The following is a 22,768-nucleotide window of genomic DNA, read 5'->3' on the forward strand; positions in this document are numbered from 1 at the left end:
AGAGCGTTTTCTTAGATACCCCGGACGAGGTCAATGACTAATTAGCCAGCAGCCTTACGGCGCTTATGAATGGCAGATTTGATTTCCACCACAGGTGCAGCTTCGGGCTTGTAATGAGCCACTTGATTGCGTCCCGCACGCTTGGCTTCATAAAGCGCGTGGTCGGCACGACGAACCAGTTCACGGGCACTGATATTTTCACCCGGAATTGTGATGGCAAAGCCCAAAGAAGCGGTCAGCTTCATTGAATCTTCCCCATTGCGGAAGGTGGTCTTTTCGATATTTTCACGCAAGCGTTCACAGAAATACATCGCACCGGCGTGATTGGTTTCCGTCAGCACCATCAGGAACTCATCCCCGCCGTAACGGGCCGGGATATCAATGTTACGGGTGTTGGCGCGAATGATCTTACCCACTTCAGACAGCACATAGCTTCCGAACAGGTGATCATGTCCGTCATTCACGGTTTTGAAATAATCCATATCCATCATCACGACACAGACATCACGATGGAAACGACGACCGCGCTCCATCTCGAAGTCCAGACGTTGATACAGCGAACGCATGTTGTACAGACCCGTCAGGTCATCGGTATCAACAAGCTCTTTGAGTTTTTCATTGGCGAAAAGCAACTGCTCGTGCAAATCACGGATGCGCAGCTGCGAGCGAATGCGCGCCAGAAGCTCCAGCGGCACAAATGGTTTTACGATGTAGTCATCCGCACCCGAGTCCAGAGCCTCGATGATCGCCTCGGTGCTGGAATTTTCCGACACAAACACGCAGGAAACGTGAGACAGGCGCTCACGCACGGATTTCAACACCCGCAAACCCGCCATGGAAGGCGCCATCCAGTCCAAAATAACAATGTGAGGGATCCAGGATTCGATCAGCTTATGAGCTTCCGCCTCGGTGGTCACACCGCGCGCGTCGTAGCCCTCCCAGCGCAATGGCTCCAGGAGAATTTCCAGGCTGTCCTTATCGTCGTCGATTACTAGAATACGGCGACTTTTAGGTTGTTTGGGGCTGACTTCAAAACTCATCTACATACCAGTGTAACGTTTGGGATACTGATCGGTTAATTCTGGGAATTATTTAGACAATTTTCTAATCATAAGACTGGGTAACCAAACTTTAATCCTGCCCCGCCGGGAGAAGGACTGGTGGCTGAGCTCCGGCGCTTCGGACAGTCCTCGCTCGGTGGGTTCTTCCATATTTACAGGCCCTTTGGCTCGTCGGGGCACCTTGCATCCCACACTTCCCCGGACCTGCGGAACTTGCGGCGGAGCTCAGCCCCCACCCCTTCCCCCTCAGACAGATCTTGTTGGTGCGCCCGCGCGCGAAGTGTCGGCTATTTGGAGACAACGTGATGCCCTTCGACTGGATTGGGATTTGTGGACTTTGGGCCGGGGATTTTTCTTACATTTTCTGTGTTTTGTGGAGGGGTCTGATGTGGGCGCTAAGGGGGTCTTATTCGTTGAATTGTCTGGGGTTTTTCGTTAATTATGGTTGTGGTGTTTTTCTTTGAATTTTGAAGGATGTTTTTATGAGTTTGAACTTCACCGAGTACGAAACAAAGTGGCAGAAAAAATGGATGGACGCGAAAGCGTTTCAGGCTGAGACAACCAGCTCCAAGCCGAAGTATTATGCCCTGGATATGTTCCCTTACCCTTCGGCTTCCGGGTTGCATGTGGGTCACATGGCCTCTTACACTCCGGGCGATATTATTTCCCGCTACAAGCGTGTGAACGGATTCAACGTTCTTCATCCGATGGGTTATGACGCTTTCGGTTTGCCTGCTGAACAGTATGCGATCCAGACAGGTGTTCACCCTGCAATCACCACCAAGAAGGCTATCGACAGCTTCCGCAAAACATTGCAGACGTTTGGTTTCAGCTTTGACTGGAGCCGCGAGATCTCCACTTGTGAGCCTGATTACTACAAGTGGACCCAGTTCATCTTCCTGAAGCTTTATGAGCGTGGTCTGGCTTACCAGAAGGAAGTTCCGGTCAACTGGTGCCCGGCTTTGAAAACTGTTTTGGCCAACGACGAAGTTGTCGACGGCAAGTCCGAGCGCGGTGGTCACCCGGTGATCCGCGTTCCGATGAAACAGTGGATGCTGAAAATCACCGACTATGCTGAACGCCTTTTGAATGATCTGGATAAACTGGACTGGCCGGAAAGAACCAAAGAAGGTCAACGCAACTGGATCGGAAAATCCGAAGGTGCGCGCATCACCTTCCAGGTTCACGGCGAAAAAGACACCTTCGAAGTCTTCACCACCCGCCCGGACACCTTGTTCGGTGTGACTTTCATGGTGATGGCTCCGGAACATCCGCTGGTTAAAAAAATCACGTCCCAGCCGCAATACACGGCGGTGGAAAATTATATCGCTGACACGGCGAAAAAATCCGAAGTGGACCGCAAGGCTTCCACGGAAAAAACCGGCGTGTTCACCGGGGCGCATGCGACCCATCCGATCACGGGCGACAAAATCGAAATCTGGATTTCTGATTATGTGCTGATGGATTACGGCACAGGGGCCATCATGGCTGTTCCAGGTCACGATGCCCGCGACTTTGAGTTCGCAACCAAATTCAACATCCCGATCAAGTCCGTTCTTGAAAGTGATCTGCTGCCATTTGAAGGCGACAGCATCATGATCAACTCTGAATTCCTGGACGGCCTGAATAAAACTGAAGCCATCTCCAAAATGCTGAAGCATTTGGAAGAAAACAAACTGGGTGTTCGCGAAGTTCAGTACAAGCTGCGGGACTGGCTGTTCAGCCGTCAGCGCTACTGGGGCGAGCCGTTCCCGATTGTTCACTTTGCTGACGGATCCAAAGGGGTTCCAGTCAATGAACTTCCGGTGATTTTGCCGGAAGTCGCTGACTACGAACCAGCTGACACTGGCGAAGCACCTTTGGCCCGCAACGCGGACTGGGTGAAATACATGGATGGCGATAAAGAAGGCCGTCGCGAGACCGATACCATGCCGGGTGCGGCGGGTTCTTCCTGGTACTTCCTGCGTTACATTGATCCGAAAAACACCGAAGCTCCGTTCAGCCCCGAGGCTGAAAAGTACTGGATGCCAGTCGACCTTTACGTCGGCGGTCCTGAGCACACGGTCGGTCATTTGTTGTATGCCCGCTTCTGGACAAAGGTTCTTTTTGACTGCGGTCTTGTGACCCACGATGAACCATTCCAGAAATTGGCGCATCAGGGGATGATCCTGGGCCCGGATGGCGAGAAAATGTCGAAATCCCGTGGAAACGTGATTTCTCCGGAAGACATTGCCCGTTCCCACGGTGCGGATGCTTTGAGAACCTTTATCAGCTTCATGGGTCCGGTGGACAAGGACAAACCCTGGGCTCCGACTGGTATCGACGGTGTAAGACGCTTCCTGGATCGTATCACCCGCCTTGTGGTGAACGACGACGGTCAGCTGGTGGCAACTTCCGAGGCTTTGACTCCGGAGATTGAGAAATTAGTTCACAAAACGATTAAAAAAGTCACAGAAGACATCGAGTCCATGAGCTTTAACACTGCGATCAGCGCCATGATGATCCTGGTGAACGAGCTTTACCGTGCAGAATGCCGCTCTGTTTTGGCCGTTAAACCGCTGGTACAGATTCTGGCTCCGTTTGCCCCGCATTTAGCTGAAGAATTGTGGGAAAAAATGAACGGAGAGGGACTTTGCGCTTTGGCTCCATGGCCAAAATATGATAACACCCTGTGCGCTGATGACACTGTGACAATTGGCGTGCAAGTGAATGGAAAAATGCGCGGCACGATCGAAATTGGCGTGGCAGCCTCCGAACAGGAAGCTCTTGCCGCGGCGAAAGCCGTTCAACAGGTGGCAGCTGTGCTTGGCGATAAGAATCCCGACAAGGTGATTTACAAAGCCGGCAAAATTTTGAACTTGATCGTTAAATAACTGGGTTCTTTTACCGAAAAGGACCCCTGAAAAAACAACGTGGGGTCCTTTTATCCGGGCCCCCTAGTCGTGAGGGCCAGAAGAGATGTCTAATTGGAGTCCTGAAAAAAGCGCTGAGCTTTATGGGATCAACAACTGGGGCAACGGTTATTTCAGAATTAACAGCGCAGGCAATGTTGCTGTCACTCCGATGGGTGCCACAGGTCCGACAGTGGATCTGCATGAGCTGACCCAAGATCTTTTGGACCGCGGTATCCGCGTTCCCATCATGATTCGTTTTCCGGAAATTATTAAATCCCGCGTGGAGCTTTTGAACGGCTGCTTCCAAAAAGCATTTGCTGATCATGGTTACAAAGGCCAGTACCGTGGCGTTTACCCGATCAAGGTGAATCAACAGCGTCACCTGGTTCAGGAGCTGGTGAAATACGGCAAAGACTACTCCATGGGTCTTGAAGCAGGCTCCAAGCCTGAGCTTCTGGTTGTTCTAGCTTTGATGAACACTCCGGACGCGCTGATCATCTGCAACGGCTTCAAAGACTGGGAATACATCGAAACTGCGATCCTGTCTCAGAAACTGGGCCGCAACACCATTATCGTGGTGGATCGTAAAGAAGAATTGAAAATGATCGTGGACGTGGCGAAAAAGTTCAACGCCCGTCCAAAAATCGGTTTCCGCGCGAAGCTGAACACTCAGGGTGCCGGCAAATGGGTTGACTCCTCTGGTGCCCGCTCTAAGTTCGGTCTGACTTCGACTGAAATCGTGGAAGGCGTTGAGTTCCTGAAAAACGAAGGCATGCTGGATTGCCTGGAACTGCTGCACTACCACATTGGCTCTCAGGTTCCTCAGATCCAGTCCATCAAGTCCTCTTTGAAAGAGGGCGCACGCTTCTACACTGAGCTGTACAAAATGGGCGCAGGCCTGAAGTACATCGACGTGGGCGGCGGTCTGGGTGTGGACTATGACGGTTCCGGCCACTCTGACAGCTCTGTGAACTATTCTGAGCAGGAATACGCCAACGACATCGTGTCTGTGCTTCAGACATTGTGTGATGAAAAAGGCATTCCACATCCAAACATCGTGACTGAGTCCGGCCGCTTCCTGGTGGCTCACCACTCGGTTTTGGTGTTCAACGTGATGGGCGTGAACGATCTTCACCGCCATGAACCGCCTCGTCCAGCGACGAAAGCGGATCATTCCATCATGCAGGACATGCAGTACATCTATGAAAAGGTGAACAAAGACAATATCAACGAGTGCTTCAATGACCTTGAACAGGCCAAACAAGAAACTCTGCAATTGTTCACTTACGGCGTCCTAAGCCTTGAACAGCGTGCATGGTGTGAATCCATGTACTTTGCGATCGCAACCAAGATGATCAAACTGGCGCGCGCGACTCCGGATTGTGAAGACATCGTGGCGGCTTTGGGTAAAGAGCTGTGCGACACTTACTTCTCGAACTTCTCTGTGTTCCAGTCTGTACCGGATTCATGGGCGGTAGGTCAGTTGTTCCCGGTGATCCCTATTCACCGTCTGGGCGAAGAGCCTAAACGTGAAGCGACTTTGGCGGATCTGACGTGTGACTCTGACGGTGTGATTGAAAAGTTCATCGACACAGCTTCCGGCGAACCGAAAGAAACCATCCGCCTGCATCAGTTCACTGATGGCCAGCAGTACTACATGGGTGTGTTCCTGACCGGCGCCTACCAGGAGATCCTGGGCGATTTGCACAACTTGTTCGGGGATACTGATGCAGTTCACATCTCTTTGAACGGCGTGGGCTACACTATTGACCACTACGTTCCAGGCGACACGGTGACTGAGGTTCTGTCTTACGTTCAGTACGGCCGCTCTGAAATGGTCGACAGCGTTCGTCAGGCGACGGAAGAATCCATCCAGCGAGGCTCGATCACCAAACAAGAAGCCAAACTTCTGATCAAGCACTACGAAGAAGGTCTTTCCGGTTACACATACCTGGAAGAAGCCGAGTAACCCAAAAGGTTCCTGGTTCTTTTTTGGAAAACTTCAAAGCGGCGGACAACAGTTCGCCGCTTTTTTTTAACCATCACTCAACCACTTCCGTATCGGCTTGAGTGATCGCAGGCTTTCCGCAACCCGAATATGCGACCGTTGTGATTTTATCGGAAGATCTCATCGTCACGACCCCATCATCAAACCCGCAGGCCGCACGGTGCAGACCGTCCGAAGAAACACTGTACACGTTCTGAGTCACGCCGCCCTTCACATGGCTGACATTCCCACTGATCTGAACAAAACCTGCGCCTTTGGCGGCGTCTTCGTCCGGGATGAAATCATAGAAGGAAACTCCGGTGATCTGATGCTGAACACCCTCCACGGTGGAGGTTTCCTCAAACTCGCGATCAATCTGAATCGCCCCGCTGGCAAGACGCGTGTGGGTGTGAGTGGACTGAATGTTTCGAACCAAGCCCGCCTTACCATAAACATCAACATCGGTGTCGATCACCGAGATCACGACGCCGTTTTCTTCTTCACGGGTGCTGATCAGATTCACGACGCCTTTAACTTCGCGGCAGGAATATTCATACAAGATCTCGCGACGAGTGTCCGAGTCCTCTTTCACCGTTCGTTTTACACAAGAGCCTTTGGGCAAAACCAGACCCTTGCCCGAAGCAAAGGATATATTTAAGAAAGGATCCTGCATGATATCGCCCAGAGCTGCGTTGTGAGAGTCAGAATCCAACTGGTCGCAGACCTCGCCGACCATCTCGGAATCAGGCACCGCTTCCGAATCATCACTGGGGTCGTCAGTGGAATCATCAGCATTGTCATCGCTGGTGGAATCGTCTGTTGTGGTGGTTTGTTCAGAGGTTTTAGAACTGAAATCATCAGTGAAAGACACCGGCGTTTTACAAGAGCTCAGCATCAAAGCCAGAAACAATCCCCAGATTCCCGCGTACATCCTTTTGGACATCATAAGATCCCCCCGCACGAACAAGTGCGTTTGATGGGATCAGGTTAGGGGGAAAGTATTGAGGGACTATGCAAGCCCCTCAAGAATGAAAAGAATCTCGAACTGATATATTACTTTAGACCCGCATTAAGACTGGAGGTCATTTTAACCGCAGTTGGGATCACAACCGCAGGACATCGTGGATAATCACGGCGGGATGCATAGGCCAGACGGTCCTCGGAAACCTCACGGCTCATTTCGTATCCAGCAGCGGTTTTTACAAACTTGTATTTGATCACAGTGTCCAGATTCAAAGTCTTTTTCTCGAACGAGTACAAACGGCAGAAACCATCATACTTGTTGTCGTTGTAAGTCACCTGGGAACGAGACAGGCTTGTGAACTCAACAGTGCCATCCGCATAGATACGACCCTGCTCGATGCCTTTGGAATTTACCAGCTTGTTGCCGTCGATTTTCAAGGACACCGGCAGATCATTCCAGCCACCCAGCTGTTCGCACTCATAAAAAGAAAAACCAAGTTCAACATTTTCAGCGGTTTGATCCAGATTCAAAGCCACCGTGCACTTCACATTGCGAACATCAGCAGAGCCATCCAAACGGAAGTATCTGGCTGTCATTTCGCCAGCACCTTTGATTTTACCAAGAACTTGAGCTTGAGCAGACATTGCGAACACAGATACGAGAGCGAACAAGACAGCTTTCATGATTCCCCCGAAACTAAATTGGTAATTGCTTGGAGCATATATAAAAAAAGGTGGCCTGAGCCACCTTTTTTTTAAATTACATTTTAGAGTCGAAGGCGTCGCGGACTGCAAGACCGATGTTGATCAACAGGGTCAGAGTCAGAACCAGAGCCACCATCGGGCCCCAAACAATCCACTCTGCAATCGTGAACCATTTTTGAGCCTGAGCCAGCAACTCACCCCAAGAAGGAGTCGGCGGACGAAGACCCAAGCCCAGGTAATCCAGGAAGGACAACGTATTCACGCCACCAGCGATAAAGAACGGCGCAAACGTCACAATCGGAGTCAGACCATTCGGCAGAATGTGTTTACCGATGATGCGGGAATGATTTGCACCAATGGCTTTCGCAGCCTCAACGTACTCACGCTTTCTCAAAGACAGGAACTGGGCACGCATGTAAGCAGAAATCCCGGTCCAGCTGAAGATCGCAAAGAACCCGATCAACAACGGCAAGCTTGGAGTAAAGATCGAGATGATGGTCAAAAGAACAATCAGAATCGGAGTACTTTCCACGATCTCAACCAGACGCTGACCAATCAAATCGGTCTTGCCGCCCATGTAACCCATGACCGCACCGATCGTGATACCGATAGCATAAGTCGCCAACCAGGATCCGATCGCGAACAACATCGTGTAACGGAAGCCGTACAACAGACGAGTCATCACGTCACGACCGCTCTCATCCGTACCCAACCAGTTTACCTTGGTTGGAGGGGATGGATATGTATCCACAAGCTTGTTGCTTTCATACGGGTCCCACTGAATGACCGGCCATACAGCCCAATCACCCTCTTTCATTTCAAGCTCGCGATAGTCCATCACATAGATGTCATCACGGCCGAAAGCAGTTGGGTGATAGTCCTTGAACAATGGGAAGAACAGCTTCCCGTTGTAGCTCATCACGTGGGGGTGATTGTTGGCCCAAAGTTCCGCCGTGAAGCTCACGAAGAACATAGCCAAAAGAATCCAAACAGAGACAACAGCGACACGGTCGCGCTTAAATCGCTTATATCTCTTCAGCGTCAATTCATTGCGAATAAGATATTTTTCGATCATTTGAAGTCAATCCTTGGATCAATAAGAACATAAATGATGTCAGAGAAAATACGTCCGAACATCAAAAGCAAAGACGAAATAAATGTCAGACCCATGATCACGTTATAATCACGTGCCATGATGGACTGGTAGCCCAGCAAACCGATACCGTCCAAATTGAACATCTGTTCGATGATCAAAGAACCCGCCAGGAAAGCCCCGAAGAAGCCACCCAAACCGGTTGCGATCGGGATCAAAGCATTGCGAAGAGCGTGCTTGAAGATAACCACATTGTCAGAAAGACCCTTGGCGCGCGCTGTACGAACAAAGTCGGACTTCACAACATCCAGCATGGAATTTCGCATCAAAGTGGAAAGCTCTGTGAAACCACCGATCATGTAACAGATCAACGGCAGCACAAAGTGGTGCGCGCGATCCACGATCTTACCCCACGTGGTCAGCACTTCGTAATCGTCCGAGTGCAAACCGCCCAATGGGAACATATTCAGTTTCCCGGCGAACACAACGATCAGGAAGATACCCAAAACCAATGGAGGGATGGAGTACGTCAGATTCAGAATAATAGTGGTGATACGGTCAAAAGCGCCGCCGGCCTTGATGGCCTTGCGAACACCCAGAGGGATACACACCAGATAAGTCAGGATCAAAGAGGCGATACCGAACTGCAAGGACACCGGGAACTTACTTTTGATCACGTCAATGACCGGTTCCTGGTAGGTGAAGCTTTCACCGAAATCCAAACGGGACAGGTTTTTAAGCCAGATGATGTAACGTTCGTGCAAAGGCTTGTCGAAACCGTATTGCTTCTTCAAAGCCTCAATCACTTCTTCGTTAACTGCGGAATCACCGCGACTGTTAACGCCAGCAGCCCCGCCGCCGCCACCTGCAGAACCGAAGCGAATAGCTTGCAGTTTCTGTTCAATGGGGCTGCCCGGAGCCAGATTGATAAGAACGAAAGTCATGATGGTGATCCCGAAGAATGTCGGGATCATCAGTAGTAATCGGCGAATCAGGTAAACGATCAAAGCCCTACTCCCAAACTAATAAGAGACAGATGAACAAATCCAGAGGAAGAAGCCTATTGAGGCTTCATCCACCAGTAGTCTGTACCAATTTCGTACTTAAATGTCTCTGCAGGAGTGCCCATGCGTGAAGAATTTGCATAGAATACGTACTTGTCGTTGAACAGGAACGCGTATGGAGCGTCTTCAGCGATTCTTCTGTAAACTTCTTTCAACTTAACAACACGTTTTGCTTTATTCGGCTCAACGCGAGCTTCGTCGATCAGCTTGTCAACTTCAGGGTTTTTGTAACCGATGAAGTTAGAACCACCCGGGATCGCACCGGAAGAGTGCCAGATTTGTTTTGGATCCGGATCAACAGAACCACCACCCCAAGCCATGGTCACAGCGTCGAAGTTACCTTCGTCAACCAGCTTCAGGAAGGAGTTCCACTCAAGATACTTAAGTTCCATGTCGATACCCGCTTTTTTCAGGTCTTCACGGTACATAGTCCAATATTTCTCTACGTCTTTATTAGGGTAGATCAAAGTGAACTTGAACTCAGATTTCTTGCCGTTAACGGTTTTCTCAAGAACACCGTTTTTATCAGCATCAGCCCAACCGGCTTTAGCCAGCAATTCCTGAGCTTTCTTCGGATTGAATTCCAAAGCTTTGTTGCCTGGATTGTATTCGGATTTGATGTAAACCGCGCCGTTGGCAAGGTCAGACATGCCATAACGGAACTTTTTGTTCATCTCTTCACGGTTCAACAGGTGAGCCAAAGCCACACGCACGTTTTTGTCCTGGAACAATTCTTTGCGGAAGTTCCAGCCCACGAAGCCGTAAGACTTAGGAGCGCTGTTCGCAACTTTGTGCTTAAGAACAGTTTTGCCCCAAGGAGCGCCTTCAGTTTTTTTCATGAAGGATTCGATACGCAGATCAAGGTAATCAAGCTCACCTTTTTTAGCGCGCTCAAGTTGAACGTTTTCGTCTTTGTAGAAACGAAGAGTCACAGTGTCGAAATTGTAAGCGCCTTTGTACAAAGGATCGCTCAAGCCCCACCATTTGTCGAATTTCTTCAACTGGATCATTTGACCACGGTCAAATTTGGACATGGAGTATGCGCCCGTGCAGATCAACTGACGGTTCATTTTTTTGGATTTTTCAACATCGCCATAAATGTGCTTAGGGATGATGGTCAAACCCGCAGCAGATTCAAAGTTTTTGAAGTACATGTCTTTAGCTGTGAATTTCACAGTGTGAGCGTCAACAACTTCAACTTTGGAAAGGCCTTCGTAGTAGGGACGAAGGTGAGCTGCTTCATATTTTGGTTCGAAGATCGCGTCGAAGGAGAACTTAACGTCTTCAGCAGTTACCGGCTTGCCGTCATGGAAGACTGCGTTTTTACGAAGGAAGAATGTGAAAGTTTTGTTATCTTTGGAAACTTCCCATTTCTCAGCCAAACGAGGTTTCCAGTCATAAGTCTCAGAGTCACGAGACAAAAGACCTTCACACACCATTGCTTGCACGTTGGAACCGTACACGTCTGTGCTTGTGATCGGATGAACTGTAGGTGGTTCACCGCCAAGGTTGTTTACGAAATTTCCGCCTTTTGGTGCAGAAGCATTTGGTGCTGCTGCGAAAGCGGGAGCTGTCAAAGCTGAGCTCAGTGCAAGAGCCAGGAGTCCCTTCATATTCATTGTGTTTCCTCCAAAGAATTTCGCTGGGAATTTAAGTGGTTCCCAAAGTTGGGTTAAAATGGGTTATGCGACAAAAATAATCAAGTTATTGCTCGATTGACGCCGCGCTTAAATGCTATACCATGGGGGCTAATTTAAGGAGTAAAAAATGTCTGAAAAGACTGTGAAATTCGACCCGACAACCACCATCTCTGCAGAGTTCGGAATCTTCGGAATTCCGATGACCGAAGACGAGTCCAAGGTCGTTCTAGTTCCAGTTCCCTGGGAAGTAACCACCTCTTATGGCGAAGGCGCTTCTCGCGGGCCTCAGATCATCCGCCAAGCCAGTGAACAGATTGACCTTTTCGACATTGAAGTCGGCAAAGCCTACGAAGTCGGCTACCACATGCGCGATTTCCCTGAAGACCTGTGCAACATGAACGACAAGTTCAAGGCCGTGGCTCAGGAACTGATCGGAATGCGCACCAACATGAGCGACGACGAAGCCAAAATGAACAAGCTGGCTTCCCAGGTGAACGAAGCCTGCGAAGAGATGACCCAATGGGTTTACGACCAGTGCTCTGACGTCCTGAAAAAGGGCAAGCTGCTGGGTCTGGTTGGTGGCGATCACTCCACCCCGCTTGGAGCCATCCGCGCCGTCAGCGATAAATTCAAAGGCGAGTTCGGCGTTTTGCACATCGATGCTCACGCGGATCTGCGCACGGCTTACCAGGGCTTCAAGCAATCCCACGCTTCCATCATGTACAACGTGATGACTGATGCTAAAAAGCCTCAGAAGCTGGTTCAAGTCGGCATCCGTGACTTCTGCGAGGAAGAATACGACTTCAGCAACTCCCGTGAAGACATCAAGACCTTCTACGACCTGGAGCTGAAACGCCGCATGCTGAAAGGCGAAACCTGGGAACAAGTCTGCAAAGACATCATCAAAGAGCTTCCGCAGAACGTGTACATCTCTTTTGATATCGACGGTCTGGATCCGGCCTTCTGCCCTCACACCGGCACACCTGTTCCGGGCGGCTTGAGCGTGGATCAGGTCTTCTTCCTGTTCCGTGAAGTGCATGCTTCCGGCCGCAAGATCGTGGCTTTTGACCTGAATGAAGTTTCCACCGGCGGCTTGCCTGAAGGCGAAGTTGAATGGGATGGCAACGTGGGCGCGCGTATTTTGTACAAAATGTGCGGCTGGTTGGTGAAATCCAATGCTTAAGGTTTACGAGTACGCGAAGTGTTCCACCTGCGTGAAGGCTTTGAAGTTCCTCGACGGTAAAAAAGTTAAATACGACAAACTGCCGATCGTCGACAAAGCCCCGACACAAAAAGAGCTGAAAGAAATGCTTTCGGCTTTGAAAGAGCGTGGCGGCAGCATCCGCAACCTGTTTAACACTTCAGGTGTGATGTACAAGGAAATGAAATTAAGCGAAAAGCTTCCATCCATGACCGAGGCAGAATGCCTGAAACTTCTTTCTGAAAACGGCAAACTGGTGAAGCGTCCGTTCGTCATCGGCGACGACACTCATCTGGTCGGATTCAAAGAAGATGAATGGAAAAAAGTTTTCTAAATAAAAAGGTCCCTTGCGGGACCTTTTTATTTTGTTCGATGGTGCGGATGAAATCCTGGAGGAGCTTTCTTACCAATCTCTTCTTCAAAGAAGCCGTTTTTGCGGCTGCGAAGAATGAAATAGAATCCTCCAAAACTTATTGCCAGCACCAAGATCACGACTGACAGGCTTATCATAACTACCTCCCATCGCTGCCTTTATCTTTTCACAAAGAAAAGTGAGCAAATAGAGAGGATCCATTTTTCAGCGTTTGTTTCTCAACATATCAGACAGCTTAACCAGCCATTTTTCCACCGACTTACGCAGCGACTGCCCTTCAGTCAGATCATCTGCATTCACCAGGACGTGCAGAACCACGATCATCACCGTGATGACCGCCATAGAGCCAGGAATCAATGCCAGAGCCGGAGACAAACCCGACAGCTCTTGCTGTAAAGCCCTAACGGTGAAGGCCTGAATAACGAAACAAGGTGGCTATGAGCAGGCCGGAAAATACGATTTTTCTCATAGTGGTGTCCTTTCTTAAAACAAACGAAGCCGTTGTGGCCCCGCTGGTGGTCAAAGGACTGGTAAAGCAACAGTGATGCCAGAAAAAAATGCACCACCTGATTTCGCCATTATAAAGATTAAATTGCGAACTTGAGCTGAGATGAATCGGATTCCGAGGAAGATTTCTTTTGTGTGCCTAAGCGAACTCCCAGCCCCACAAGTCGCACCGGCACCGCCCTGCGATTCCAGGCCTTTTCAAGCAGGCGTTCAAAATCCTGCAAAGTGGGAAGGTCATGAATGACTTCTTCATGAGTGGTTTGTTTGAAATCGAAAAACTTCAGTTTGATCACCAAACCCTTGATGCGATCGTGATACTGCCCGCGATCCATCCGGCGCACGAAGTCCTCGTACAACGAAGGCAACGTCTTTAAACAGTCCTGCAACGTCGGAAGATCCTTGTTGTAGGTCTCTTCCACCGTCAGGGACTTGCGCTCCCACTCGGTGATCACCTCACGATGATCTATGCCGCGGGAAAAATCATAAAGCTCGGCGGCGCGCGATCCAAACCAGTGCGACAATTCAAGAACGGTGTATTTCTGAATATCGCCACAGGTGCGAAGCCCCAGATCATGCATCTTCTGGGCGGTGACCTTACCCACCCCGAAGATCTTTTCCACCGGCAGATCTTTGACGAAACCCTCCACATCCTGGGGGCGCACCACGAACTGTCCGTTGGGCTTTTTCCAGTCACTGGCGATCTTGGCCAGAAACTTGTTCGGAGCCACCCCGGCCGACGCCGTCAGATTCAGTTCGGTGAAAATCAAACGGCGGATTTCCTGCGCAATCAGAGTGGCGCTGCCGCCAAACTGCTCGCAATCGGTGACATCCAAATAGGCTTCATCCAAAGACAGCGGCTCGATCTTGTTTGTGAATCTTTCAAGAATTTCGCGAACTTTGCGGCTTTCAGCCTTATATAAGTCAAAATGTGGAGGAATCAAAACCAGTTGCGGACACAGGCGCACCGCTTGTGAAGAAGGCATAGCCGAACGCACGCCGAACTTGCGGGCTTCATAGCTCGCGGTGCACAGCACGCTGCGGGTGTTCGGTGGACCGCCGATCCCCAAAGGTTTGCCTTTGAGTTCGGGACGGAACTTCACCTCTACAGCCGCGTAAAAGCAGTCCATGTCGATGTGAATGATCTTCCTCATTTACACATTATTTACATATCGAAAGAACTAAATCAAGTCGGATCTGCCTGCATCTCGGCTGGAGGCTGGGGTTCCGTGGGCAGGCCTTTCACCGGAACAAACTTGGCGGAAATAGCCGCGTGGGCTTTGTCGGCAATCAGGCCACGATCATCATCCGTGGTCGAGTAGATAGGCTCCAGAAACTCGATCTCGCCCTTTACGGATTTCAGAATCGCAGACTTCCACATGGACGTCGCAAACGGGATATCCCCATACCAGCAAAGATGATCACGCCACTTCAGGCTGAAGTCTTCACCGTTCACTTCACGGAAGTTGATCACCACCGGTTGAATCGGCACCCCGGCTTGCGCCGCGGCCATCATCAAAGTTTTTTTGAACGGCAGCACACGCTCACCATTGGTGGACGTCGCTTCCGGATAAAGCACCACGCGGAATCCCGCGCGCAGGGCGTTTACGATGGACTTCATTTCATCCAGAATTTTCGTGCGACTGCGGCGCTCAACGTAAATGCAACCACCCATCTCGGTCAAAAGACCCAGGAATGGGGTTTCACGCATTTCATTGGAAGTCACAAACAGCATCGGACTGCAGGACGCCAGCATCAGAATATCAACGAAGCCCATGTGATTGGAAACGATCAGACATTTTTGATCATTTGCTGGCTTGTTGATAACAGTCAGATCCAGATTGAAAACCTTCAGAATCAGGCCTGAGAAAAAGCGGGAGTTATTTGAAAAACGCTGAAGCCTTTTCTGCGGGTCGCGCACCACCAGATGACAGATGTACGACCACAACATGAATGTCAGGATAATCAGAACAAAGACAGTAAGTTTTAGGACTCCGCGGAGTCCAGCTTGAATCGCTTCCACAGGGTCCTATTTAAATCTTCCCGATGAAGAATCGTCAAGAAGTCAATGCACTGGAATTCACGATCCCATGCAGGCTCCCCGCCGATATAAGCTCCGGCCTTCAAGTAAGCGCGGCACAAAGGGGGAAGAAGTTCCTCAGCCTGGGCTCTCTGAGTCTCCGTGAGAGGGCTTCGGACTTCTTCTAAAAAGTGATTCAGCATCGGCATTGTAAAGGCCAGCGTCGGTCGGGTGCGAAGCCCCGGCACAATACGCCCTTCCTCTTCAAAGTACCGGGTCAACAGGGCTGCATCGCGGGGATCATCCGTCTTCACCGTCGCGCAACCAAAAAGCATTTTGGAATCAGAGGCTGCCATGTATTCAGCAATCCCGCGCCACAAAAGCGAGATCAAAACCCCGCGGCGGAAATCCTTGTGAATGCAGGCGCGCCCCAGCTCAAGCTTCACACCCGGCTGGGCCAGAATTCCATTCATCATGAACTCTTTGCCGGAATAAAATTCGTCAGTGAACAAAGAGCAGTTCAGTCTATAGGTTCCCACGATCCGATTGCTGCGCTTTTCTTTGATGATCAGGTGGTCACAGTCGAAGTCAAATTCATCGACGTCCACCCCTGTCGGGGCTTTCTTACCCTGCATTTCACGGTGGAAGACCTCGTAACGCAAAGTCAGTGCTTCTTTCAGTTCTTCAACATCGGTCACCGTTTTTATTTCAAAAGGACCCACTTCTGACTGAATATGGATCTTGGCTTTGAATTTATGGATGCGATTCAGACGCAGTTGATAGAAAGACTGCAGATTCGTGGAAACTCGCTCAAGACTTGCGTAAGCCAGAGAGTTGATCATCGAAGGCCCCCCTTAAGATCAACCTCAGTGTAGCGGGCTTTAAATGTGAAGATTGTCAGAACTGCGACAGGATATTGTTGGCGTTCCATTAAAGGGCTATGCTATGAGAAGGATACGTCTATGGAAACAGCTGTTTTTCGCAAACCACTTTCCGATATTCCACTTCATCAGGAAGCCGAAAGCTACCTGAAGGAAATCATTCAGAACCTGCCTCAGGACCTTTCTCCAGATCGCTCGGGTTACTACTCCCTTGAAACTGAAGAACTGCTGACCAAGGATGCGGCGGAACGTTTAGCGCAACATCTGAATACTTGCGATAAACCGGTCAGCTTTGAAGATCTGCGTTCCGGCTGGAATGCCATCTTGGTGGATTATCACCGGCAGAACAACTGGAACTATCCGGTTCAGGCGCAAAAGCCGGTGAAAGAACTGACTCAGGATCAAAAGACCGCGCGTGAGCTGTGGCCGTATATCTGGGTGATGATTCAATCCATGATCATCCTGAAAACGGCTGTCTATTATTTCGGAATCACTGGATCTTCAGATCCCTCTACCAGCAACAAAGTGATGCTGGTCCTTGCCATCCTGACTTCGTTCGGAACCCTGGGCTTCTTTGCCTGGAGAAAATCCCGCAAATGAAATTGTTTCTGTTTATTGCTGCGGGTTTGATCTTAAGCCCGACCCTGCTGAATATTCCCAAAACCGAAACTGTTTCCTTGATGGGAACAATCGCGGCTTATGTATTTCTATTTGCCGCGGGTTTAGAGCTAAGTCTTAAAAAAACTCTGGCCCATGTGAAAGAAGCTTCCTGGATCAGTGTGGGGGCTTTCATCTTTCCATTGATTGCCGGGTATATCGGTGCCCTGTATCTGCTTCCGGAAGGCAGCAACACCTTGTTCGTGGCAACCGCCATGGCCGTTTCCGCGTTGCCGGTAATCATCCAGCTTTTAAAAGAAGCAAACCTTTACACCACCAACCTGGGCCGCCTGATCGTCAGCGCGGCCACCTTGTGTGACATTCTGGCGTGGATCATGTTCTCGTTCCTGCTGCCGCCACAAAATATGGGACCATGGATTGCCTCCCATCTGCCGGTGTTTGTCTTTATGGCGGGACTTTTCATTTCAGACTGGAATTTGATTTCTGAAAAGCACATCGAACAGCTTGAAAGTATCACCCGCTGGGTGTTTGCTCCGGTGTTTTTCGTCACCATTGGCTGGGGCCTGAATCTGGCGCAGCACTTTGATGCCCGTCAGGTGGCGATTGTGACGTTGATTGCTTTTGCTGGAAAGATCATCGGATCCTACGCGGTTTCCCGCTGGCGCAAGTTCAATCACACGGACAGCATGACCATCGGACTGTCACTGAATGCCCGGGGCGCCATGGAAATTCTGATGGCCACCTTCGGCTTGAAAGCCGGACTGATCGACATGACTTTGTTCACAAGCCTTGTTGCCATGGCGATTATCACCTCCATGGTCCCTGCTTTAACCTTCCGTTTGCAAAGAAAACTCAGACAATAAGAGACGCCGCTTTATTCAGGCGGTCAAACAGGGATTCCCAGCGCTCACCGGTCTGGTGGGCTTCGCGGTAAAACAAAATGCAATCTTTCCCGCGTGCGGCCACTTCACGCAAGTGACCATAGAATTCACGCGTTGCCAGCAATGGATCTTCCGACAGCTTCAGGATTTCATAGGAATGAATCCCCGCTTTGGGTTTGATGATCTTGATGCTTTCAATTTCATCCGGCAATTCACCGATCTTTTCATTCACTTCCATCAACACACTTTCCGGGCTGCGGGATGGATCCAGACACACCACCATCGGAACTGGCGGCATATAGTGATGCTTCATATGTCCCGGGGATTCGCGCTTGTCGACCTGCTCGATGAATTCATAAGCCAGGCCTTTTTCTTCCAGCACGCGTGCAAGATCTGATTTCAGAATATGCCCGCGGCGAAGAATCGACAGCACCACACCTTCCGGACGGTGACGAACCAACAAGACTGTGGATTCGATGCCGATTTCACAATCGCCACCATCAACCACGAAAACGTTTTCATTTTTGAATTCCACGCGCACATGCGAAGCCGACGTCGGCGACGTGCGACCGAACTTGTTGGCACTGGGGGCTGCCAAAGGCACACCCACCTGCTGCAACAGCTCCAAAGCCAGCGGGTGATTTGGCATGCGAATACCCACGGATTCAAGACCCGAAGTGATCATCGCATTTACGGAAGGATCCCTTGGCAGCACCATGGTCAGCGGACCCGGCCAGAAAGCTTCAGCCAGAGCCTGGGACGCCGGTCCCCAGAAGGCTGTGACCTTCTTCGCCTGTTCAATAGACGCCACATGAACGATCAAAGGATCAAAAAACGGACGTTCTTTGGTGGTAAAGATCTTTTCGATGGCCGAAGGGATATCAATACGGGCCGCCAGACCGTAAACGGTCTCGGTGGGGAAGCCGATGACTCCCCCTTCTTCCAGAATGATTTTGGCTTTGGCCAAGGCCTCGTTCGGCGTCAACATGGATACTTTTGTACATCAAAGCAGACGGGATTGAAAGGTTTCCCGTCTATTTTTCTTCCCGCAGGATGCTCAGGGCGCTTTCACGCACGATATCCAGACTGGCCAGGAACGAGATCACCAGACTTAACGTCGTGATAATCAGCACCGACAGCAGCGGCTGCACCAGCGAGAATTTAAAGTCACTTTCAAAGATGAATGTATTCAGAGCAAAACTCACCACCACACTCAGCGCCGCCCCAAAGAACGAGGCGATAAATGCGAGGAAGGCAAATTCGGTCAGAATGAAGCTTGCGACCTCTCCCCAGCTGGCGCCGAGAATTTTTAGCATGTTCAGCTCCCAACGGCGCAGCTTGATCTGACTGCGCACGATCGAAAACAGCACGATATATCCGGTCAAAAGCGCCAGGCCCGCCATCAGCTCCAGGGACCAGCTCATTTTTTCGGCGGTCTTTAAGACATCATCCACCGTGCGCACAACATCAATAACCGACACGTTGGAAAATTCCTTGGCAATGGCATTTTGCAGTTCAGATCTTTGCTGTTCTGGCAGGAACGGAATCGCTGCAATCCAGCTTTTCGGGGCTTCGTTCAAAACACCGTTTTGCACCATAATAAAGAAATTCGGCTGGAAGCTTGTCCACTTCACCTTGCGCAGGTTGATGATTTCGCCTTCCACTTCCACGCCCTGAACGTCAAAGACCAGGACATCACCAATCTTAAAGCCCATGCGGTCGGCAAAGCGGGTTTCCACCGACAACTCGGCGCGCTTTTGTTTTTCCGGATCAAAAGGACCCGAGAACGGCCGGCCATCAATCATGATTTCGGAATCAGAAAGACCTTCACGGAAGGACAGATTCATCCCGCGGTTGCGGAAGCGGGCTTCACGCTCTTCTTCACGGGTTTTAAATCCCTGGGTGTCGAGCTTTCTTTCATAATCCTGATCGTTCACTTTCAGAATACGCGCGCGCACCAGCGGAGATCTGCCCAAAGGCTTCACTTCACGATCCGCCAGAATCTTTTCAAGACCCGTCCATTGTTCATCCTGAATATCGAACATAAACAGTGACGGGATCTTGCTGTTGGCATCCAGCTGGAACTCCGCCTGCAACGAGTTCTTCAGCTGCGGCAGAATATTGATCAGCAAAGCACCTAAACCCAGCGCCACAAAGATCGCAAGACTCGCCCCCGCACGGCGGGAAAGACTTAAAAAACTGAACTTCAGGAACCAGCGGTTCAAGCCGCGAATCCAGCCGGCCATTTTTACGGTGCCATAACCGATCAAAAGCAGCGCTAACACCACGGCCACCATCGAACCGACAAACAAGCTGCCGATTTTCCAGGAATGCGCCTGATACACAGAAAGGAAATAGAACAAAGCCACACAAGGCAGGAACGTCCAATAACGACGCTGGCCCTCGCCCACGGCAAACTTTTCTTCACTGAACAGTTTCGCCGCACGCAGATCAAAGATCTTCATCAGGAACGGGATACTGACCACGAAGCTGCCAAACACCGCCATCAACAGGCAGATGAAAAACGCTTCCGGTGTCACCGTCGGGCTTAGATCAAACGGAGTGAAGTTCGCAAGCAGCTTACTTAGCAAAGGCAAAACCAACAAACTAAACAGCATTGTCGGAATGGTGGCCAACAATCCCAGCATCGAGGCCTGCAGGATGTAAACGCTGACCGCCTGGCCACTTTGCAAACCCAGGGTGCGCAAGATGGCGATTTCTTTCATACGCGTGGATAGGAACAGACGATAGATGTAGGCCGCCCCCAGCGCCGACATAAACAGGGCCACGATCGCAACCAGGCCCAGATAGTCTGATAAATAACCCAGCTGACGACCGGAATCTTCACCCGCTGTTTCAGGGGTTTCAACATTGATCTGTGGATCAGTCAGAACATTGTAAAGCTGATCACGCACCAGCTTGTGATCCGTGGTGTCTGGCAGCTTAAACAAGTGCGCCAGCGAGAACGTGCTTCCGTACTGTAAAAGCCCCGACTGCGGCAAAAGCTCGCGGTTCACAAAAATTCTGGGTGCAAGACTTGCCATGCGGAAAGTCTGAGTCGCATCTTTCTTCACCACATCAGAAATATTAAGTTTCAACTGACCCAGCTGAATTTCGTCACCCACATCAAGTCCCAGTTGGGATTTCAGTTCGGGATAAATCCACGCTTTGGGTGCTGAAAGAATATCTTTGTTGTCACTGCCCGCGGTGATCTGGCGGCCGGATTCAAGATCCAGCTCCCCGTAAAACGGATAAGCCTGATCGACGGCTTTGACCAAAACCAATCTTGAACCCTTGGACGAACTAAGCATCGCAAAGAATTCATAGATTTTGCCTTCGGTAGCACCGGCTGGAACCACTTCACGCATTTTCCTGGCTTCATCTTCAGTCAGTTCGCGGCGCGCGGCCACGGCAAGATCGGCAGAAAGAATGGATTTAGCATTGGCCTGGATTTCAGTTTCCAGCGCCACGTTGAAGGCCTGCAGGGACACAAAGCCCGTCAGACCAAGACTTAAATTGAATATGAAAAAGAGCCCGAAACGCCAGCTGCGCAGAAGCTCCCGGCAAGCAAGTCTGAAAATCATTAGGCTTCCTTCAGCTGGCCTTCATCAAGGCGCAAAGTACGTTCACATTTTTTCGCCAAAGCTTCACTGTGAGTGACAAGTAACGTGGTGATTTTGTGTTTGCGAACCACATCAAAGAACACATCCATGACCTTGTCGCCCGTGTGGATATCCAGGTTTCCGCTTGGCTCATCCGCCAGCAGAATTTTCGGCTTCACCACCAGTGCACGCGCAATCGCGACACGCTGACACTCCCCGCCGCTTAGCTGACTTGGGAAGTGATTCAAACGATGCCCCAGGCCCAGCTCGGTCAGAGCTTCCTCGGCACGGGCTTTGGGATTTTCCATTTTCAGAATTTCCAGTGCCAGCATCACGTTTTCGACCGCAGTCAAATGCGCGATCAGGTGATACTGCTGAAAGACGACCGCGATGTTCTGGGCGCGGAACAAAGTCATCTGCTGCTCGCTCATCGGGGTCAGGTTGATCTTATCAACCAGAATCTCGCCGCTGTCAGCGCGCTCAAGACCCGCCAGAATTGAAAGCAGCGTGGACTTGCCACTGCCGGACTGACCCACGACAGAAACGACCTGTCCTGGCTCGATAGTGACGTTAAGGCCTTTTAGCACCTGAATCTCGGACTCCCCTTGCAGGAAACCTTTTTTAACATCTTTCAGGATCAAACTCACAACGCCCCCTTTAGAACTGAAAACACATTGTCTGCGATTATCTTATGACCTTCTTCGTTGGGATGAATCCCGTCGGCCAGATTGTATTTTGGATTTCCCGCCACCTTGTCCAGGATGAACGGAATGAAGGTCAGCTTGTATTTCTTAGCAAGCGACTCGTACATTTTTTTGAATTTATCGGTATAGTCTTTGCCGTAATTCGGCGGCATATACAAACCACCCAAGATGACTTTTACTTTCTGAGATTGCGCATATTCGATGGACTGGGCCAGATGTTTTTCACTGTCTTCGACCTTCAGACCGCGCAAACCATCGTTCGCCCCCAGCGCCAGCAATACGACATCTGGTTTTGATTTAAAGACCCACTTCATACGGCTAAGACCTGACGCCGTGGTGGAACCACTGACCCCGGCATTGATGATGGTCCATTCTTTTTTGCCAGACGCGTGAAGTTTCTTTTCAAGGACGGCCGGAAACGCCGCCTCTTTGGCAACACCATATCCTTCGGTGAGCGAATCACCCAGGACGATCAGTTTTTTTTGTGCGAAGGAAAAAGAGCTGCAAAGAAGAATGAGGAGAAATAAAAAAGGTCTCATAGGGTTCCTATGAGACCTTAGTTTTTAAGACTATGACA

At 50.3% G+C, this 22,768-nt stretch carries 21 protein-coding genes; 6 read left to right on the forward strand and 15 right to left on the reverse strand.

What is annotated here, in order from left to right:
* Nucleotides 1-41: 41 nt before the first annotated feature.
* Nucleotides 42-1,040, reverse strand: a complete 999-nt coding sequence (locus tag AC04MQ_RS01435; protein WP_475390739.1) for a GGDEF domain-containing response regulator — start codon at nucleotides 1,038-1,040, stop codon at nucleotides 42-44.
* Nucleotides 1,041-1,543: 503 nt separating this feature from the next.
* Here AC04MQ_RS01435 and leuS point away from each other — a divergent pair.
* The gene (gene leuS, locus AC04MQ_RS01440) at nucleotides 1,544-3,934 is read left to right on the forward strand and encodes a leucine--tRNA ligase (RefSeq protein WP_475390741.1); all 2,391 of its coding nucleotides are present in this window, start codon (nucleotides 1,544-1,546) and stop codon (nucleotides 3,932-3,934) included.
* 85 nt (nucleotides 3,935-4,019) lie between these two features.
* Nucleotides 4,020-5,924, forward strand: coding sequence for a biosynthetic arginine decarboxylase (gene speA, locus AC04MQ_RS01445; protein ID WP_015089548.1), 1,905 nt, complete (start codon nucleotides 4,020-4,022; stop codon nucleotides 5,922-5,924).
* 73 nt (nucleotides 5,925-5,997) lie between these two features.
* Here speA and AC04MQ_RS01450 read toward each other — a convergent pair whose 3' ends face one another.
* The 5 genes from AC04MQ_RS01450 to AC04MQ_RS01470 form a co-directional block, all read right to left on the reverse strand.
* Entirely contained in the window at nucleotides 5,998-6,888 is an 891-nt protein-coding gene (locus AC04MQ_RS01450) for a hypothetical protein (protein WP_475390743.1), read from the reverse strand.
* Nucleotides 6,889-6,995: 107 nt separating this feature from the next.
* Nucleotides 6,996-7,589 (reverse strand): hypothetical protein, encoded by a 594-nt coding sequence (locus AC04MQ_RS01455; RefSeq protein WP_475390745.1) that lies wholly within the window; start codon nucleotides 7,587-7,589, stop codon nucleotides 6,996-6,998.
* 76 nt (nucleotides 7,590-7,665) lie between these two features.
* Nucleotides 7,666-8,685, reverse strand: a complete 1,020-nt coding sequence (locus AC04MQ_RS01460) for an ABC transporter permease subunit (RefSeq protein ID WP_015089545.1) — start codon at nucleotides 8,683-8,685, stop codon at nucleotides 7,666-7,668.
* The gene (locus AC04MQ_RS01465) at nucleotides 8,682-9,710 is read right to left on the reverse strand and encodes an ABC transporter permease subunit (protein WP_148278663.1); all 1,029 of its coding nucleotides are present in this window, start codon (nucleotides 9,708-9,710) and stop codon (nucleotides 8,682-8,684) included. The genes AC04MQ_RS01460 and AC04MQ_RS01465 overlap by 4 nt, the downstream gene beginning before the upstream one ends.
* A gap of 53 nt (nucleotides 9,711-9,763) precedes the next feature.
* Nucleotides 9,764-11,380 (reverse strand): peptide-binding protein, encoded by a 1,617-nt coding sequence (locus tag AC04MQ_RS01470; protein WP_235046227.1) that lies wholly within the window; start codon nucleotides 11,378-11,380, stop codon nucleotides 9,764-9,766.
* A 154-nt stretch (nucleotides 11,381-11,534) separates the two neighbouring features.
* Between AC04MQ_RS01470 and AC04MQ_RS01475 the strand changes: the two genes are divergently transcribed.
* Together AC04MQ_RS01475 and AC04MQ_RS01480 are read left to right on the forward strand one after the other, a co-directional pair.
* Nucleotides 11,535-12,590: an agmatinase family protein gene (locus AC04MQ_RS01475; RefSeq protein ID WP_475390748.1), complete on the forward strand. Its 1,056-nt coding sequence runs from the start codon at nucleotides 11,535-11,537 to the stop codon at nucleotides 12,588-12,590.
* On the forward strand, nucleotides 12,583-12,942 hold the full coding sequence (locus AC04MQ_RS01480; RefSeq protein WP_475390749.1) for an arsenate reductase family protein: 360 nt from the start codon (nucleotides 12,583-12,585) through the stop codon (nucleotides 12,940-12,942). The genes AC04MQ_RS01475 and AC04MQ_RS01480 overlap by 8 nt, the downstream gene beginning before the upstream one ends.
* A gap of 26 nt (nucleotides 12,943-12,968) precedes the next feature.
* On the opposite strand, the gene AC04MQ_RS01485 is transcribed toward AC04MQ_RS01480, so the two are convergent.
* The 5 genes from AC04MQ_RS01485 to AC04MQ_RS01505 all read right to left on the reverse strand — a co-directional run bounded on the left by AC04MQ_RS01485 (nucleotide 12,969) and on the right by AC04MQ_RS01505 (nucleotide 16,347).
* On the reverse strand, nucleotides 12,969-13,118 hold the full coding sequence (locus AC04MQ_RS01485) for a hypothetical protein (RefSeq protein ID WP_158320216.1): 150 nt from the start codon (nucleotides 13,116-13,118) through the stop codon (nucleotides 12,969-12,971).
* Nucleotides 13,119-13,185: 67 nt separating this feature from the next.
* Entirely contained in the window at nucleotides 13,186-13,356 is a 171-nt protein-coding gene (locus AC04MQ_RS01490; protein WP_015089538.1) for a hypothetical protein, read from the reverse strand.
* Nucleotides 13,357-13,568: 212 nt separating this feature from the next.
* On the reverse strand, nucleotides 13,569-14,639 hold the full coding sequence (gene dinB / locus AC04MQ_RS01495) for a DNA polymerase IV (RefSeq protein ID WP_475390751.1): 1,071 nt from the start codon (nucleotides 14,637-14,639) through the stop codon (nucleotides 13,569-13,571).
* A 32-nt stretch (nucleotides 14,640-14,671) separates the two neighbouring features.
* The gene (locus AC04MQ_RS01500; RefSeq protein ID WP_475390753.1) at nucleotides 14,672-15,436 is read right to left on the reverse strand and encodes a lysophospholipid acyltransferase family protein; all 765 of its coding nucleotides are present in this window, start codon (nucleotides 15,434-15,436) and stop codon (nucleotides 14,672-14,674) included.
* 35 nt (nucleotides 15,437-15,471) lie between these two features.
* A complete protein-coding gene (locus AC04MQ_RS01505) occupies nucleotides 15,472-16,347 on the reverse strand; it encodes a GNAT family N-acetyltransferase (protein ID WP_015089534.1) in 876 nt (291 codons plus the stop codon).
* A gap of 120 nt (nucleotides 16,348-16,467) precedes the next feature.
* Here AC04MQ_RS01505 and AC04MQ_RS01510 point away from each other — a divergent pair, with 120 nt between their 5' ends.
* Complete coding sequence (locus tag AC04MQ_RS01510) at nucleotides 16,468-16,986, forward strand: hypothetical protein (RefSeq protein WP_015089533.1); 519 nt, start codon at nucleotides 16,468-16,470, stop codon at nucleotides 16,984-16,986.
* Complete coding sequence (locus AC04MQ_RS01515) at nucleotides 16,983-17,867, forward strand: cation:proton antiporter (RefSeq protein ID WP_015089532.1); 885 nt, start codon at nucleotides 16,983-16,985, stop codon at nucleotides 17,865-17,867. The genes AC04MQ_RS01510 and AC04MQ_RS01515 overlap by 4 nt, the downstream gene beginning before the upstream one ends.
* Here AC04MQ_RS01515 and AC04MQ_RS01520 read toward each other — a convergent pair.
* From AC04MQ_RS01520 to AC04MQ_RS01535, 4 genes are read right to left on the reverse strand one after another with little or no spacing between them, the layout of a single operon-like run.
* On the reverse strand, nucleotides 17,857-18,873 hold the full coding sequence (locus AC04MQ_RS01520) for an L-threonylcarbamoyladenylate synthase (protein WP_015089531.1): 1,017 nt from the start codon (nucleotides 18,871-18,873) through the stop codon (nucleotides 17,857-17,859). The genes AC04MQ_RS01515 and AC04MQ_RS01520 overlap by 11 nt on opposite strands.
* Before the next feature lie 46 nt (nucleotides 18,874-18,919).
* Complete coding sequence (locus AC04MQ_RS01525; protein WP_015089530.1) at nucleotides 18,920-21,469, reverse strand: ABC transporter permease; 2,550 nt, start codon at nucleotides 21,467-21,469, stop codon at nucleotides 18,920-18,922.
* A complete protein-coding gene (locus AC04MQ_RS01530; RefSeq protein WP_015089529.1) occupies nucleotides 21,469-22,134 on the reverse strand; it encodes an ABC transporter ATP-binding protein in 666 nt (221 codons plus the stop codon). Before AC04MQ_RS01530 ends, AC04MQ_RS01525 begins: the two co-directional genes overlap by 1 nt.
* Nucleotides 22,131-22,730 carry an arylesterase gene (locus AC04MQ_RS01535; RefSeq protein ID WP_015089528.1) on the reverse strand — a complete coding sequence of 200 codons (600 nt, stop codon included), beginning with the start codon at nucleotides 22,728-22,730 and terminating at the stop codon, nucleotides 22,131-22,133. The genes AC04MQ_RS01530 and AC04MQ_RS01535 overlap by 4 nt, the downstream gene beginning before the upstream one ends.
* Between the last annotated feature and the right edge of the window lie 38 nt (nucleotides 22,731-22,768).

Source organism: Bdellovibrio sp. MYbb2 (genome assembly GCF_056175685.1).